The organism is Pseudomonas sp. PSE14 (genome assembly GCF_029203285.1).
Classification (GTDB): Bacteria; Pseudomonadota; Gammaproteobacteria; order Pseudomonadales; family Pseudomonadaceae; genus Pseudomonas.
Genome location: NZ_CP115669.1, coordinates 3,698,332 through 3,712,086, shown reverse-complemented (window position 1 = coordinate 3,712,086; position 13,755 = coordinate 3,698,332). Strand labels below are relative to the sequence as shown.

Annotated in this window: 20 protein-coding genes; all 20 read right to left on the bottom strand. The window is 65.9% G+C overall.

Annotation, left to right across the window (positions count from 1 at the left end; all coding sequences use genetic code 11):
* Window positions 1-2: 2 nt before the first annotated feature.
* A complete protein-coding gene (locus tag O6P39_RS16895; RefSeq protein WP_263889458.1) occupies window positions 3-443 on the bottom strand; it encodes a phage tail protein in 441 nt (146 codons plus the stop codon).
* Between the two features lie 6 nt (window positions 444-449).
* Window positions 450-3,218 (bottom strand): phage tail tape measure protein, encoded by a 2,769-nt coding sequence (locus O6P39_RS16890; protein ID WP_275607643.1) that lies wholly within the window; start codon window positions 3,216-3,218, stop codon window positions 450-452.
* Window positions 3,208-3,327, bottom strand: a complete 120-nt coding sequence (locus O6P39_RS16885; RefSeq protein ID WP_116820450.1) for a GpE family phage tail protein — start codon at window positions 3,325-3,327, stop codon at window positions 3,208-3,210. Before O6P39_RS16885 ends, O6P39_RS16890 begins: the two co-directional genes overlap by 11 nt.
* A gap of 8 nt (window positions 3,328-3,335) precedes the next feature.
* Window positions 3,336-3,683: a phage tail assembly protein gene (locus O6P39_RS16880; RefSeq protein WP_275607642.1), complete on the bottom strand. Its 348-nt coding sequence runs from the start codon at window positions 3,681-3,683 to the stop codon at window positions 3,336-3,338.
* Window positions 3,684-3,766: 83 nt separating this feature from the next.
* Window positions 3,767-4,282 (bottom strand): phage major tail tube protein, encoded by a 516-nt coding sequence (locus tag O6P39_RS16875; RefSeq protein WP_275607641.1) that lies wholly within the window; start codon window positions 4,280-4,282, stop codon window positions 3,767-3,769.
* A 54-nt stretch (window positions 4,283-4,336) separates the two neighbouring features.
* Window positions 4,337-5,509: a phage tail sheath protein gene (locus O6P39_RS16870; RefSeq protein WP_275607640.1), complete on the bottom strand. Its 1,173-nt coding sequence runs from the start codon at window positions 5,507-5,509 to the stop codon at window positions 4,337-4,339.
* A 100-nt stretch (window positions 5,510-5,609) separates the two neighbouring features.
* Entirely contained in the window at window positions 5,610-5,978 is a 369-nt protein-coding gene (locus O6P39_RS16865; protein ID WP_265297149.1) for a DUF1353 domain-containing protein, read from the bottom strand.
* A complete protein-coding gene (locus O6P39_RS16860; RefSeq protein ID WP_275607639.1) occupies window positions 5,975-6,352 on the bottom strand; it encodes a DUF4376 domain-containing protein in 378 nt (125 codons plus the stop codon). Before O6P39_RS16860 ends, O6P39_RS16865 begins: the two co-directional genes overlap by 4 nt.
* 139 nt (window positions 6,353-6,491) lie before the next feature.
* A complete protein-coding gene (locus tag O6P39_RS16855) occupies window positions 6,492-8,381 on the bottom strand; it encodes a phage tail protein (protein WP_275607638.1) in 1,890 nt (629 codons plus the stop codon).
* Window positions 8,372-8,995, bottom strand: a complete 624-nt coding sequence (locus tag O6P39_RS16850) for a phage tail protein I (protein ID WP_275607637.1) — start codon at window positions 8,993-8,995, stop codon at window positions 8,372-8,374. Before O6P39_RS16850 ends, O6P39_RS16855 begins: the two co-directional genes overlap by 10 nt.
* Window positions 8,995-9,909 carry a baseplate J/gp47 family protein gene (locus O6P39_RS16845; protein WP_275607636.1) on the bottom strand — a complete coding sequence of 305 codons (915 nt, stop codon included), beginning with the start codon at window positions 9,907-9,909 and terminating at the stop codon, window positions 8,995-8,997. Before O6P39_RS16845 ends, O6P39_RS16850 begins: the two co-directional genes overlap by 1 nt.
* Window positions 9,906-10,250 carry a GPW/gp25 family protein gene (locus O6P39_RS16840; RefSeq protein WP_116820459.1) on the bottom strand — a complete coding sequence of 115 codons (345 nt, stop codon included), beginning with the start codon at window positions 10,248-10,250 and terminating at the stop codon, window positions 9,906-9,908. The genes O6P39_RS16845 and O6P39_RS16840 overlap by 4 nt, the downstream gene beginning before the upstream one ends.
* The gene (locus O6P39_RS16835; protein WP_275607635.1) at window positions 10,247-10,819 is read right to left on the bottom strand and encodes a phage baseplate assembly protein V; all 573 of its coding nucleotides are present in this window, start codon (window positions 10,817-10,819) and stop codon (window positions 10,247-10,249) included. Before O6P39_RS16835 ends, O6P39_RS16840 begins: the two co-directional genes overlap by 4 nt.
* A 61-nt stretch (window positions 10,820-10,880) precedes the next feature.
* Window positions 10,881-11,339: a phage virion morphogenesis protein gene (locus O6P39_RS16830; protein WP_275607634.1), complete on the bottom strand. Its 459-nt coding sequence runs from the start codon at window positions 11,337-11,339 to the stop codon at window positions 10,881-10,883.
* Complete coding sequence (locus O6P39_RS16825) at window positions 11,332-11,865, bottom strand: phage tail protein (RefSeq protein WP_275607633.1); 534 nt, start codon at window positions 11,863-11,865, stop codon at window positions 11,332-11,334. Before O6P39_RS16825 ends, O6P39_RS16830 begins: the two co-directional genes overlap by 8 nt.
* Window positions 11,849-12,079 (bottom strand): Rz1-like lysis system protein LysC, encoded by a 231-nt coding sequence (gene lysC / locus O6P39_RS16820; protein WP_275607632.1) that lies wholly within the window; start codon window positions 12,077-12,079, stop codon window positions 11,849-11,851. The genes O6P39_RS16825 and lysC overlap by 17 nt, the downstream gene beginning before the upstream one ends.
* Complete coding sequence (gene lysB, locus O6P39_RS16815; RefSeq protein ID WP_275607631.1) at window positions 11,967-12,410, bottom strand: Rz-like lysis system protein LysB; 444 nt, start codon at window positions 12,408-12,410, stop codon at window positions 11,967-11,969. The genes lysC and lysB overlap by 113 nt, the downstream gene beginning before the upstream one ends.
* Window positions 12,407-12,649 (bottom strand): hypothetical protein, encoded by a 243-nt coding sequence (locus tag O6P39_RS16810; RefSeq protein WP_275607630.1) that lies wholly within the window; start codon window positions 12,647-12,649, stop codon window positions 12,407-12,409. Before O6P39_RS16810 ends, lysB begins: the two co-directional genes overlap by 4 nt.
* The gene (locus O6P39_RS16805) at window positions 12,646-13,485 is read right to left on the bottom strand and encodes an N-acetylmuramidase family protein (protein WP_275607629.1); all 840 of its coding nucleotides are present in this window, start codon (window positions 13,483-13,485) and stop codon (window positions 12,646-12,648) included. Before O6P39_RS16805 ends, O6P39_RS16810 begins: the two co-directional genes overlap by 4 nt.
* A complete protein-coding gene (locus O6P39_RS16800) occupies window positions 13,482-13,754 on the bottom strand; it encodes a phage holin family protein (RefSeq protein ID WP_275607628.1) in 273 nt (90 codons plus the stop codon). The genes O6P39_RS16805 and O6P39_RS16800 overlap by 4 nt, the downstream gene beginning before the upstream one ends.
* Between the last annotated feature and the right edge of the window lies 1 nt (window position 13,755).

The window sequence follows — 13,755 nt, the reverse complement described above, 5'->3', positions numbered from 1 at the left end:
GCTCACAGGACGGCCTGCAGGATGCTGCCGGCGCTGCCGGTCAGCGCGCCGAGCAGGTCGACGCGGCCGTCGTCGATGCGCTTGAGCGAGAGGCTGAATTCGATGCGGCGGGGCGCACCGTCGGCGAAGAACAGGGTGCGGGTCTCGCTGATCTTGTCGATCACCCACAGACCCCGGATGCGCCCGTTACCCTCAACCAGGGGCCAGGCCTTGCCGGTGTCGGCCATCTGCCGAAGGGTATCCAGACTGAGCATCGTGCCCGCCAGCTCCGGCAGCAGCACGCCGGGGAGGGTGATGGTGTCGTCTCCACGGCCGACAAACTGCCGTGCCGGTGCGGCGCCGACACGGTTGGTACTGGGGTGGCGCCATTCGGTTTCCTGCTGCAGCTCCTGATACGCCAGGGTGTGCAGGCTGAAGACGAACATGCCGAGGGCCATCATCATGGTGGGTTACTCCCTGTCGGCCAGGCGTGAACGTACCCGCACCGCCTTGGCGCGCTCGCGCTCGTCGAGCATCTGCTCGAGCATGCGGCGCAGCGATGCCGTGTCAGTGCCGGGGCCGGCCTGGATGGTGATCTGGTAGGTGTCGCCCTGGATCACCGGCGCCGGGCTGACAGCGCTGATCGGAGGGCGGTTGTCGATGGCCACCGCTGGAGTGCTGGTACCGACCACCAGGGCGCCGGCCGCAGTCAGGCGTGCGGCAAAGTCAGCGAGGGCTCCGAGCAGACCGTCCTGTTTCGCAGCAAGGGCCCGTTGCGGTGACGCCTGGGCCGAGTTGTCCGGCAGCGTGGTGGGGCGATTACCGACCGCCGTTACCGGTACGGAAATGCCGATGGCCGCGGAGCCGGCCGCAGCAAGGCGCGCTGCAATGTCGGTGATAGCTGCCAAGGGGCCACCTTGACCCGCGAGCAGCCCCTGAGCGAGGCCAGCCATGGTGAAGCCGCCCAGCTCGGCGAAGACGCGGCTCGGCGAGTGGATGTCGAGCTTCTCCTTGAACCAGGTGATGGTGCTGTCGCCGACCTGGCTGATGGCGTCCTTGACGGCGCCGAGCTTCGACGTGATCCCGTTGATCAGGCCATCGAGGATCATGTTGCCGAACTCGGTGAATTTGCCGGGCAGCTCGACGCCGAAGTAGCTCATGACGCCCGCGAACGCGCGGTAGAACAGGCCCAGTGGAGAGAAGTCGAGCATCAGGCGAACGATGCCGCTGATGCCGCCGTCGAACCCCGCCTTGATCTCTGCCCACATGCCCAGCAGGTAGCTCTTCACCTGGTCCCAGTGGGTGTAGATGAGGTAGGCAGCGCCGGCCAGCACGGCCACGACAGCGGCGATGGCCAGCACCACCGGGTTGGCGGCCAGTCCCCAGAGCGCAATGCTGACGGTACGGATTCCCGCGACCAGAGGGCCGGTCAGTACGCCGACCATGCCGCGCAGAAGCCCGAATAGGGAACCGCCCTGGATACCGAACAGTGCCAGGCCGTAGCGCGCCACCGCGAGCGGCCCGAGGAAGCCCGCGAGCGCGACGGTCAGAGTGCCGAAGACGGTGAACAAGGCAGCAACCGCCGCAACGGTGAGCATCACGCCCTTGGCCAGACCAGGGTTCGCCCTGGTCCACGCACCGACACCGTTAGCCACTTCGCCCAGCCAGTTGATGAGGCTTTTGAGTTCTGGGGCGATGGTGGCGCCGAGTTCGGCCATGGCGTTGGTCCAGCTACCCTGGGCGGCCTCCATGACGTTGGTCAGGGTCTTGAGCTGCGAATCGACGCGGGTGCGCAGGTCGGCTTGCGTCTTGACCTTGTCCGCGACCTCACGGTAGCCGGCCAGGCCCTTATTCATCAGGGTGTTGAGGGTGGTGAGGGTTTCACTGTCATCGCCGAACAGGTCCTTGACCACCATCAGGCGGTCTTCGGTAGTCAGTGATTTCAACTGATCGAGCTGGGCGAACATCTTCTCCATGCCGCCAAACTCGCCCTTGCCGTTGCTGAAGTCGAAACGGATCTTCGAGCCGCGCAGTTGGAACATCTCGTTGACGTCCTTGATCTTGTCGACGTTCAGCGAGCCCTGGAAGATTTTGCGGAAGGCGTTGCCGGCGGCGCTGCCCTCCAGGCCTGCCTGATCCATCATCACCAGCAGCGGGGTGAAGGCCTCAGTGGCTTCCAGGCCCTGCTTCCTGAGAATGTCCATCGCCGGGGAAATCTTGCTGAAGCCCTGCAGCATGTTGGTGGGGTCCACGCCCAGGTAGAACGCCCGCTGAATGCTGTCCATGAGCTTCATCATGTCCTTCTCGGGCGTGCGGGTGGCGTCCTGCATCTTGGCCGCGAACTCCGCCGCAGCTTCCACCGGCATCTTCAGCTGTACGCCCAGGTAGGCCGCCGCTTCGCCGGTACCGCCAAGGATCGACTGCGCGCTCAGGCCTTGCCGGCGCAGCATGGTCATCATGTTCTGGAAGTCGGCCGTGGTGCCCGGCAGCTTGTCGCCCAATCGGGTGGCGAGGTCGGTGATCTTCTGGAACTCGGCCGGGACGCTGCCATCAGCGACCATCATGGATGCCTTCAGCTGGGTGGCGGCGTCCTCGTTGGGGGCGAAGGCCTGAACCGCAGCATTCAGGGGGCGGCTGGCGGCGTAGCCGACGCCCAGAGCAGCGGCGCCGGATGCGGCCATGCCACCTGCTACGCGCTGGGCGCGATCCAGCTCGCCACGGGCCTTGGCCATCGCCTGCTGCTTGCGATTGACGTCCTGCAGGCGCCGCCCCTGCTCGCTGATGCTGGCGTTGGTGGCCTCGATCTGCTGGCGTAGCGCGCGCTCACCTTCGCGGAAGTTGCGGGTATCGATGCCTGCCGCTGCCAAGCGCGTGCGCAGCGCCTGCACGGCCTGGCTCTGGCTGTCATGCTGTTGCTTGAGGCGTTGGGATTGGCGGATGGCCCGCTGGTAGTCGCGGGTCATCGCCCGAGTGGGCGGCCCGGCGGCAGCCATGGAACGGGCCAGCTCGGAGATTTTCGCCTGATTGGCCGCCATGGCGCGGCTGGTCTGCTCGAGCGCGGCGCGCTGGGTACGCCAGGCGCTGGTGTCGGCCTGCGTGGCGTTGAGTTCCTTGAGCCGCTCGCGAGCAGCCTTCAGGGCCTTGGCCGTGTCGCCGCTGCCCTGGGTGATCTTCTTCAACGGGCCGAGGGCCTTGTCGATCACGCCGAGCAACACTCGCAGCTGCAGGTCATTCGCCATCGGCGGAGCTCCTTACCCGGGCGCGCTCGCGCCACTCCATCAGTTCCGAGAGGGACAGCCGGTCCATGTCGGCCGGCGCCCAGTGAAAGACCACGGCCAGGTCGGCCATGGCGTCCTCTACGCGAGCAGGTATGCCGCCTTCTCGCGCTTCTGCAGCAAAAAACCGCAGATCTTCGCGGCGCAGGCCTGCAGGTCGGCCGGGTCCATCGCGGCTGCCTCGGGCTCGGTGATGCCGGGGGAGCTGATGCGCGGCAGCAGCTTCATGGTGCTGGCCACGTCCATCTGCAGCAGGCTGGCCATCTGCAGGCCGCGCAGCTCGCCGGCGGCCGGCTTGCGCAGGGTGAGGCGGTCGATCTGGCTGGTACCACGCTTGAGCGGGGTATCGAGCACGACGACGTTGTCGGGGATAGCTTCTTCCTGCGGGGCTACAGACTGGTTTTCAGCTTGGGGTTCGAGATCGTCCATGGGGGCTCCTTGGTTGCGAAAGGGGGCGGCCGTGGGCGCCATGAGCGTCGGAACGGCCGCAGGGTGCGGTGGGGGTTATGGGGTCAGATGCCGATGGCTTTGCGCTGCTCGGCGAGGCGGTCAACGCCGTTGACCTTCTCGATGAAGTTCAGGTGGTCGATTTCGAGGATCTCTTCGCCGTCGACGATCAGCTTGTAGTAGCTGCAGGTGACGGTGAACTTGTGCTCGGTGTCCTCGCCGGGCTTGGCTTCGCCCATGTCGATTTCCTTCACACGGCCACGGGCGACGATCTCCACGGGTACGGTTTCGCCGGTGTCATCCTGCTGGTAGGCGCCGGTCCAGCGCAGAGGGACCGCCGTGGCGGTGGCGGCGGCGAACTGCTTGATGGTGATCACGTCGAGACCGCCCTGGGAGAACTCGACCACCAGGCCGTCGTCACTGAAGCCAAGGTCGACCTCTACCGGGCCGTTCATACCGCCGCCACGGTAGGCCTCCATCTTGCGGGCCAGCTTGGGCGGGGTGACGGACTTGGAGACGCCCAGGAAGCTGTTGGCGTCGTTGAAGAGGTTCATGTTCTTGAGTTTGCGCGGCATGGCCATGGCTGGGCTCTCCGGGGTTCAGCGCAAACCCTCCCGCGCAGGGAGGGCGCGGGATCAAGCGTTGATACGGTTGGCGAAGTCGGCCAGGTAGGTGTCGGTGATCTTCTGGTTGAAGGTCAGGTCCTCGAGCGGCGGCACCGGGGTGTACTCGTAGACGATCTTCAGCTTGCCGGCCTTGAGGGTGTCCTTGTCGTTGAGGGTCTCGTCGTACCAGGCGTCGAAGCCGATCAGGTACCCGTTGGCGACCAGCTCGCGGCCCTTGGCCTTGAGGCCCTCGATGATGTCGCGGATCAGGGTCGGGTGCATGGGCTTGTCCATCGCCCACAGGTGCGCTTCGGCGACGGTATCGGCCAGCACCTGGGCGGTGCGGGTGTAGTTCTCGAAGGCGAACAGCGGATCGTCCGAGCAGGTGCGCGAGCCCCAGAAGCGGTAGCCGTTGGCGTTGATGAGGGTGGTGACGTCCGCCTCGTTGAGGTAGTCGCTGTCGGTGGCGGTGCTCTGCAGGTCCCAGTACACGTCGGCGCTGATGCCGGTCACGCCGTTGACGGCGACGTTGGACAGGGTTTTGTGCCAGCCCACTTCCTGGTCGATCTTCGCGCGCAGTCCCAGGGCACGGGCCACCGCCGGCGCCACAACGGTGCCGTTGGCGACGGTGTCCCAGCGCTGGAAGTCTGGCCAGATCACCATCACTTCACGGGCGCCAAAGCCCTCGCGGTAGGCGGTGGCCTCTTCCTTGGTTTTCGCCTCGGCGGCGGAGACGTAGGCGAAGGCGCGCATCTGCTGGGCCAGGGCGACCAGGGCGGTGGCCACGGGCTCGCTGTCCAGCCCTGGCACGCCCAGGATGCGCGGGGTAACGCCGAACTTGGTCTTGGCGGTCTTCAGCGCTTTCATCCCGGTGTATTTGCCGTCGACGGTGGTGGTGCCGATGAGGTTGCTGGTGGTGGCGGCATCGTCTGCGCCCTTGGCCACGCGCACCACGACGGTGACGGCGTTGGTCTGGTCGGCGATGGCCTGCAGGCTGGGCGCCAGGGTGCCGTTGGTGCCGGCCTTGCCGATGGCGGACTGCACGTTGGTGAGCAGTACAGGGGTATCGAGGGGGAAGAGGGTGGCGTCGGCGTCCTCGGCAACCGCTACCAGGCCGATGATGGCGGTGCTGATGGTGCGGATCGGCCGAGTGCCTTCGTTGATTTCGACGACGCGCACGCCGTGATGGTATTCGCCTGCCATGGTAGGTGCCTGTGCGGGTGGATGACACTGCACAGGCTGCCGCGCGCGCGTGATCGGAGCGAGCGCCGCGCCCTGTAGCGGCGGGCGCTACAGGGTCAGCTCAGAAGGACGCGGGGTGACGGTAGTGCGACGAACCACCGAGACGGACGCCTGCCCACATCAGCCAGGCCCGCCAGCGGGCAATACCCGTGGCGCGCAGGGCTTCGCGGAAGATCCTGTCAGCGCTCGCGCGCGGCACCAGGCCGCTAGAGTACAGCCAGTCGTGCAAGGTGGCGGCGGCGTGGCCGTAGGCGCCGACCAGGTCGAAGACGACCGGGATGCGCGGCACGCTGGCGAAGTCCGTCTCGAAGCCGCGGGCGACCGCAATGCGCCCGTGCTCGGCGTCCTCATAGACGAACTCGCTCAGCAGCTTCCAGGTTGTGCGATCACCCTGCAGCTCAACCTGCAGGGCGGTCAGGAAGCGACTCATGCTGGCCAGCCCTGGTCGAGTTGTTCGCCAGAGTAGGTACCGGCATCCACGGCGGCCAGCAGTGCAGCCTCGCGGTCGAAACAGGCCTGAACGTGTGCGCGCATGGCGCTGGCCAGGGCGATGATCTGCTGAGCGCTCATGTCGACGAAGCCCTCGGCAGTCTTCCACTGGCAGGTGTAGTTCGGATCGATCACGGCCGCGAGGGCGGCGCCTGTCACCAGGGCCTGGCTGTCGCGGTCGGTGGGCAAGGCCATACCGTTGACGGTGATGCCGGCGGTTTCGGCTTGGTAGCGGCGTTCAGCGATGCGCAATGTCGGCGGAGTTTCCGGCGCAGCGGCAAGAGTAGGAATGCCGCTGCTCCAATCGATCAGCAAGCCCCTATCTTGCCCATTCAATAGCTCCGAGTGCAGCTCTTCGGAAATCTCAATCGCGTCGTCTGGGATGCTGGAGCCATGGATTTCCTCGACATAGAAACCCCGAGTAGATGCAGATGCATAAGGCATGTGTTGGACCTCAGTAACCAATCGCGATGTAGGAGAAACCAGCGGTCGACCTGGCGGGAGTGCTGCCGATGGACCAGCAGTTAACTTGAAAGTCGGTCAAGCTCAGCGAAGCGCTTTGAGCCAGGGTCGCTACATAAGCGGAGGGGTTCCCTGGGCATGGGACAACCGCCGCGCAATAGTTGGGGAAAGCGATAGGAAATGTGATCGTGGCCGGACCGCTGGTGGAGCCGTTGCCTACACCCCACTGGATCATCATTCCGGATGCGTCGCGCTTGTAGCCGTTCGCCGCGAGGAATCCGGTGCCAACGCCACCACCGGCAATCCACGACGAGCCCGGACCAAACGAGGTCAGCTCCACCGAGTCAAAATTGCGCAGAACGATGGTGCCGGACGGGGTGCCTGAGTTGTACGACCCCTGACCGATGAAGTTCTGCGCGCTGGTGATAATGACGCGGTTTGCGTTGCTGGACAGCTTGGTGATACGGAACACCACGCCAGGCGGGGCGTTCTCCGGCATGGTCAGGGTAACGTCGCCGCCGCCGGTGTTGACGTTGATCAGCATGCCGGCATCGGCCATCGATAGCGCCTGGCTGGCATTGATCGTCTTCACACCTTGGATGTTGCCCAGCGCTCGCTGCACAAAGGCGCTCGTGACCAACGACGTGTCGTTATCGAACTGGGCTGGCGTGGGCGCGGTGGGGTTACCAGTGAATACCGGGCTGGCCAATGGGGCTTTGGCCGCGATCTCACCCTGTACGAACGCTGTCGTCGCGATGGATGTATCGTTGTCCCCACCTGCCGGCGTTGGCGCAGTAGGGTTTCCGGTAAAGACGGGGCTGGCCAGCGGTGCCTTCGGGGCTATGGCTTGCTGCACGAACGCCGTCGTCGCGATAGACGTGTCGTTATCCCCATCTACCGGGGTCGGCGCGGTTGGGTTCCCGGTAAAGGCCGGGCTGGCCAGTGGCGCCTTCGGGGCGATGGCCTGCTGCACGAACTCCGTCGTCGCGATGGACGTGTCGTTGTCACCAGGGGCGGGAGTCGGCGCGGTTGGGTTGCCGGTGAATGCTGGCGATGCCAGACGCGCCAGGCCGTTGGTGATGTCCTGGAAGACCAGAGCAGTGGTGCCCACAACGATAGGCGCGTCGGTGATCAGCTGCCAGACGGTGTCTGCTTGCGTGGTGCCGCTTTCGACCGCGACGGTGAGGTTCGGGGTTACCTCGGCGTTCTCGTCGGCGTCCGCGCTGCGTGTCCAGGCTCCGGCCGACACCACATAAATGCCGTTCTGACTGCCGGTGTTCTGGTTCTTCACCAACACCCGGTTACCCGCCGCCAGCACCACCCCATCGACAGTCAGCAGGCCGTTCAAGGCGATGTTCGCGGTGGTGCCCACGCGCACCGACGCCTTCGCGTCCTGGCGATTGATCGCGGTGACAATGGCGGTGTCGACATATTCGCGAGTGGCCAGCACGACACTGGGGTCGATCTTCAGCTCGACGGACCCGGTGTTGTTGACGATCAGTACCATGCGGACGGTCTGGGTGCGGCCGCTGCCCTCGGCGAGCTGGGGCTTGTAGGACGGCGCGCAGTTCGCGATGGCAATCAGCGCGCCGGTATTGTCCAGTAGACCCATTTCTCGAATCCACCAGCCGCCCACCGATTCGGGAATGACCTGCTCGGCGATGATTTGCGAAGCGTTTCCCGGATCGATGCTCAGTTGGTTCAGCGGTGCCCGGCGCACTTCATTGACCAAGGTGGTTCGGTTCGCATCGGGCACCGGCACGTTGCCGCCCCCGTCGCCAACAGCCATCTGGCTAATCTGCAGGGAGGTGCCGAGGGCGGCGGCATTGGCCAGCTTTGCCGCGCCGACGGCGGTGAGAATCGCGTAGTAGGTCACTGCCATGGGTAGACGCTCACAGTGTCAATGGTGTGTTCGCGGCCTGGCATGCTCACGCTGCCGATGACCTCGATTGTTTCGGGGATGTACGGGTAGACGGTGAGGGTGTCGCCGTCGTAGTGCGCTGCGGATACAGGGACGTGGCCTTGTACTTCGAGGCTGATGTCGAGCCCTACCAGGTGGCGGGTCAACGGCTTGGCGTCGTCGATCAGCCAGCTGAGTTCGGTATACATCTCATCGGTGATGCCGGAATCGAGCACGCCGACCACCAGGGCGAAGGTTCCAGGCACGCCGGCCGGCGCCATTTGCCACCACTCGCGGACCTCGATCAGGTAGCCCAGCGGCTCGACCACCCGGCGTAGGGCGCCAATGGTCCCCTTGCGCGAGTGGATGAAGTAGGCAGCGCGGATGGCGGCGCGCTTCGCGGCTTCCGGCCAGGCACTATCCCAGCGGTCGACGGAGAAGGCCCAGGCCAGGTACGGCAGTAGCGTGGCTGGGCAGGTATCGGGGTCGACCAGTTGTCGGAGCGGAATCGGCACGCGCTGGATATCGGCCAACGCCTGCGCGGCGAGCCGTTCCAGCAGCGTTGCATTTCCCGGGAGCAGCGGCGTGGCTGGCATCACTCGCTCCCCAGAGAAAGGGTCACGCCGGTGCAGTAGGGGGCCTGGGCCTCGGTGGCAGTGACATCGACCCATCCGGTCAGCACGACTTTGCGCACACCTTCGACGTGCAGGGCGGCGTGGATGGCCGACTCGGAGACTTCCAATCCGAGTCGGCGGCGCTGATGAACGAAGGCCAGCAGGGCGGCTTCGGCTGCCTCCATGATTGGCTCTGACTCAGGGCCTGCGGTGTTCAGGTAGAGCGTGGCGGTGACGCTGTACGGCAGCACTTGCGCACCCTGGACTGTCAGCCGGTCGGCCACGGGGCGGCGATCTTCATCGCTGAGGTAGGCCTGAACGGCGGCAATAAGATCGGGTGGCGCGGTCCCATCCCCGGCCATCGCCTGGATGGTGACCACGGCCACAGCAGGTGACGGGCTGGTCGCCGTAGCGTCGGCGACCCGGCCGTCAGCTGCGCGGGCGTGGAAGATGTAGCTGTTGCGTGGGCCCGCGGTACTCAGTCCCTCCCACGCCATCTGGGCGCGCTCGCGCAGACTGTCGTCGTCCTCGAGGACCTCCGCGACCAGTGGCACAGCAGAGGGATCACCTGGGGTGACCACCAGGCGCTTGACGTTGTAGTTCGCGGCGAGCTGCTCGAGGTCGCTGCCGGCTGCGTAGGCCAGCAAGTTGGCCAGCGCAGCCTCGTTGACCCGTTGCCGCCAGACCAATTCGCGGTAGGCGTTTTCCTGCAGCAGCTTGGTGAGCGGCTCGGATTCCAGCTCCAGCCGCGCGGCGATTTCCTCCTGCTGGTCCGCTGGGTACAAGCTGACCAGGTAGGCCTTGCGCTCGGCGAGGATGGTTTCGAAGTCGATCTGCTCGACCACCTCCGGGATGGGCAGTTGGCTCAGATCGATAGCGGAGAAGGTGATGCTCATACCGAGGCGCCCATGCTCAGCGGGATGCTGATGTTCTGCTGTTCGTTGCTGTCCACCAGCGTTGCCTCCAGCTCCAGCACCACGGAGCCCTGCAGGGAGATGCCGTTGAACTGCACCCGGCTGATGCGGATGCGGGGCTCCCAGCGCATCAGGGCGATGACGGTGGCGGAGTAGGCACGCAGGCGGGTGGCGTCGTTGAAGGGCTGGTCGACCAGCTCCGGCAACTGGCTGCCGTACTCACGGCGCATACAGCGAGTACCGATGCGGGTGGTGAGGATGTCCGCAATGGATTGGCGGATGTGGGCGAGGGTGCCGATGGTGCTTCCAGTGGTGCGGTTCACTTCGGCACCCCCGTATTGGAACCACCGCCCTGCACCCCACCGTGAACGTGGTGCACCAGGCTGATACCCGCGGCGACCACGTCGATGCTCACCTGGACGTTCCCTGTGACCTGTTGGTTGCCGGTCTGGATGAGGTCGCCTTCGAGGGTGACGTCTCCGACGATGTGGACGCCACCGTCGCTGATCAGCTCGGTGGTGCCGCCGGCCGGCAGATGGGCGCGCAGGTGGTGGGCCTTGCTGTCGTACTCGATTACGGCGCTGTCGGAGTAGGTGCGGCGGTGTAGGCTTGCGCGGTCGCCGTTGGCGGGGTGCTGGGTGCTGAACAGGCCGGTGATGGCCACACCGTTCGCCAATTGGCCAGAGGGGCTCAGCAGTAGCACCTGCTCATCGACGGTAGGCGGGTCCCAGTCTCGGTCTGCGCCGGCACGCGCCGCCGTCCAGGGCAGCCAGCCGGTGAGCAGTTCGCCGGTCCGCACGCGCACGCGGGCTTTCACCAGGTCGATTTCGGCGATGGTGCCGACACGGACCAGGTTTTCGATGAGGCGGGAGAGTTCGGCGAAGTCAGTCATGGCGCCGAGCATGGCGCCCACGCGCGCGCGACGCAGCCGCCCGACCCTGTAGCGGCGGCGCTTACAGCTCGACGTGCTCGAGCAGGCCGTCGCGGATCAGGTCGAGGTCGGTGTCGGTGAAGCCGAACAGCTTCCGCTCGGGGTAGCGGACGTCCGGTGCGCCTCGTTCGGCGCGGTCCTTCAGACCGAACTGGTGGACGCGAGCGATGCGCGAGATGCGGCCGGCGAAGCTGAGGACGATAGCTTCGGCGTTGCCCTTGGCCTTGAGGTAGCGGGCGGTGCGTAGCTTGGTGAACATCGCGGCGCGGCGCTTGATGCGCCCGACCTTTCCCCGCAGGTTGCGCGGCTTTCGAGGGGTGTAGGGGCTGCCGTCTGGGTTCTTCTGTTCGGCGATGCGCTTCTGCTGGCTGCGGCGCAGGCGGCGCGCCAGGTCGGCAGCCAGGTTCTTGCGCTGTGCCGGCTCCAGGGCTCGCAGAATGGGGCCGGCCCAGTCTTCCAGGGTGTCGAGCGGATCAGCCATCGCTCGGGCGGCGCGGGTTCGGAGTGACAAGCGCCATGGCGTCTGGCGCCGGCGGTGGCGTCCACTCTGTCAGCAGCTCGCCGTTGGCGATGAACTGCATGGGGCCGTAGTTCTCGTAGGCCTCGTACTGCGGCTCAGGGGCGTGAGTGACGCTGTAGGTGCCGTCCTCAAGGCGCTTGACGACCACCCGCTCAGTGAGCTGCAGGGTGATGGCCATGTCGACCTTGGATTTGTCGAGGATGTCGACCTCGAACTCAATGCCTTTGTCCACCTTGTCGAGGTTGGCCAGCAGCTCACTCTGATGCTCGCGCAGCCAGCCGAGCAGGGGCAGCATCACGGCGTCTGGCGAGCCAGGGAAGTCGGTGAGGATGATCTGCAGGCTGTAGGCGTACTCATACGACAGGGACGCGGCAGCGGTGCAGCGGACGCTACCCTGGTCGATGAACATCAGCAGTCGCTCATGGTCGTGCTTGAGCTGCGGTACCGAGGCCAACAAGGTGGCGCGGAGGCTATCGGGCTTGTACATGCTGGGGATGATCCTGCTGGTAGCGGTAGATCGTGTCGACCTGGGCGGCGCAGTCCGCCCAGGCGGCCTCGGCGCGGTCGGCGTCGTCGAGCAGTTCGCCGTTACGGCTGGGAGCGGTCGCCGGCAGTTGGCAGGGCACCACGACCGGACAGCCAGTCGCGATAGGCGTCTGCTCCGGTGAGGGCGGGGCGCTGCCGCAGGCGGCGAGCAGCATCAGGCAGCAACTGATCAGCCCATTCGCGTAGTTCCTGGTTCTCACGCTTCAAGTCCTCGATCTGACGTTGTCGGTCGGCCAGCCCCTGGCGGAGCTGGTTTTGCGTGGTGCGTAGGGTGGCCTGCGCCTCGCGTTCGGCCTTCAGGCTGTCGCTCAGCGCGGTGATACTTTTCGCCTGCCGTTCGGTGCGGGCTTCGGCATCCTGCCGTTGCTGGTCGGTCAGGGCCAGGGTGGCGGCAGCGGCCTGATCGCGCTGGTGGTAGCCCCATAGCAGCAGGCCCAAGGCGCCCAGCAGCGCAATACTGTAAAGCGCCTGGCGCAGCGTGCTCACGCCCGGTACCAGCCGGCGTCGTTCATCTGCCCGACGTCCAGGCAGCGCACGTCCCCAACAACTACCAGCGGGGGCACGGGCAAAAGCATCTTCAGCGCGTTGGCAACTTTCTCCGCCTCGTGGGTGGGCGTTCCTTCTGGGAGCACGATGACAGTGGAAGGGGTGGCGCGAAGCGCAACCATGCGCTCGAAGAGTTCCTTGTAGGGGAATCTGCCTTCGGTTTCGGTGGCCTGGCTCATGCCGCTTTCTCTCCCATGGCTTCGGTGTGGCGGGCGTAGGCCCGTTCGAGCTTCACGTCGTAGAGGTTCCGGGCGTAGGCCGGGCCGTTGTAGCTCTTGGCGAAATCGGCCCACTTGCGGGCCTTCAGGGCCTTGAGCAGGGCCGGGTCGGCCTCGATGAAGCGGACGAAGGCGTCGAACTGGGCTGGCTCGCCGCTGGCCATGGCGGCGGCGAAGTCCTGCACGCTCTCATAGCCCAGGCGCGTGGCGTGGTAGCCCATGATCTGGAAGGCGCCCCAGCTGGTGGACTCCAGGGCGGCGGTGTCGTCGATCATGCGGGCCTGTGCCAGCCGCTGATGCTCGGCAGTACCGCCGGCATAGCCACCCGGTGTGGGGTTGATCAGGGACGGGGACAGGGCGACCAGCTCATCGGCGTGGCGCTTCAGCTCCGCCGCATCGTCGTCGGGGCTCCGGGGTGTGCAGAGCTGGCGATACATCTGGTGCCGCTCGAAGAGGATCTTGGGCTTGCCGTTGGCCAGGAAGCCGGCGCCGGCCGATTCCACCTCATTGACGGCATAGACGGTGGCCAACGGAAGGCCAAGGCGTTGGGCGGCTGCAGCGAGGTTGCCGGCACCCAGCAGCAGGGTGGTACCCACACCCGTGAGGGCGGCTTGTGTCTTGGTCCCGACGATGCCGTCGTCGACCAGGCCGGCGCCGCGCTGGAAGGTGCGGACGGCAGCCTCGGTGGCGTCGTCGAACAATCCGGTGGCGTCCAGGCCAGCCTTGAGGCGGTCGTTGAGCCGGTTCTGCAGGGTGCGGACATCCTGTCCGCGGTCGCCGTGGCGAAGGATGGTCATGTGGAAGGCCTCAGCAGAGCGGCGACGTTGCCGCGGGAACGGAAGATCAGCAGGCACAACAGGCAGGCAGTGACGCCGTGCCAGATGCTGACCGGTGGGCGATAGAGCAGGATTTCCAGGCCGCTGATGGCCATGGATGCGCCCAGCAGGCTCGCCAGCAGGGACATCCCCCGGCGATAGCGGGCGCCATCGCGCTTGAAGCAGGCCAGGCGAAGGGCGGCCATCAGGTAGGCGACGGCGGTGATGAGGGGGACGATGAGCGCAAGCATG

Bases quoted from the DNA above. Each gene is read 5' to 3' on its own strand.
- O6P39_RS16895 (WP_263889458.1), bottom strand. From the start codon at position 443: ATGATGATGGCCCTCGGCATGTTCGTCTTCAGCCTGCACACCCTGGCG.
- O6P39_RS16890 (WP_275607643.1), bottom strand. From the start codon at position 3,218: ATGGCGAATGACCTGCAGCTGCGAGTGTTGCTCGGCGTGATCGACAAG.
- O6P39_RS16885 (WP_116820450.1), bottom strand. From the start codon at position 3,327: ATGGCCGACCTGGCCGTGGTCTTTCACTGGGCGCCGGCCGACATGGAC.
- O6P39_RS16880 (WP_275607642.1), bottom strand. From the start codon at position 3,683: ATGGACGATCTCGAACCCCAAGCTGAAAACCAGTCTGTAGCCCCGCAG.
- O6P39_RS16875 (WP_275607641.1), bottom strand. From the start codon at position 4,282: ATGGCCATGCCGCGCAAACTCAAGAACATGAACCTCTTCAACGACGCC.
- O6P39_RS16870 (WP_275607640.1), bottom strand. From the start codon at position 5,509: ATGGCAGGCGAATACCATCACGGCGTGCGCGTCGTCGAAATCAACGAA.
- O6P39_RS16865 (WP_265297149.1), bottom strand. From the start codon at position 5,978: ATGAGTCGCTTCCTGACCGCCCTGCAGGTTGAGCTGCAGGGTGATCGC.
- O6P39_RS16855 (WP_275607638.1), bottom strand. From the start codon at position 8,381: ATGGCAGTGACCTACTACGCGATTCTCACCGCCGTCGGCGCGGCAAAG.
- O6P39_RS16850 (WP_275607637.1), bottom strand. From the start codon at position 8,995: ATGCCAGCCACGCCGCTGCTCCCGGGAAATGCAACGCTGCTGGAACGG.
- O6P39_RS16845 (WP_275607636.1), bottom strand. From the start codon at position 9,909: ATGAGCATCACCTTCTCCGCTATCGATCTGAGCCAACTGCCCATCCCG.
- O6P39_RS16835 (WP_275607635.1), bottom strand. From the start codon at position 10,819: ATGACTGACTTCGCCGAACTCTCCCGCCTCATCGAAAACCTGGTCCGT.
- O6P39_RS16830 (WP_275607634.1), bottom strand. From the start codon at position 11,339: ATGGCTGATCCGCTCGACACCCTGGAAGACTGGGCCGGCCCCATTCTG.
- O6P39_RS16825 (WP_275607633.1), bottom strand. From the start codon at position 11,865: ATGTACAAGCCCGATAGCCTCCGCGCCACCTTGTTGGCCTCGGTACCG.
- lysC (WP_275607632.1), bottom strand. From the start codon at position 12,079: ATGCTGCTCGCCGCCTGCGGCAGCGCCCCGCCCTCACCGGAGCAGACG.
- O6P39_RS16810 (WP_275607630.1), bottom strand. From the start codon at position 12,649: ATGAGCCAGGCCACCGAAACCGAAGGCAGATTCCCCTACAAGGAACTC.
- O6P39_RS16805 (WP_275607629.1), bottom strand. From the start codon at position 13,485: ATGACCATCCTTCGCCACGGCGACCGCGGACAGGATGTCCGCACCCTG.
- O6P39_RS16800 (WP_275607628.1), bottom strand. From the start codon at position 13,754: ATGCTTGCGCTCATCGTCCCCCTCATCACCGCCGTCGCCTACCTGATG.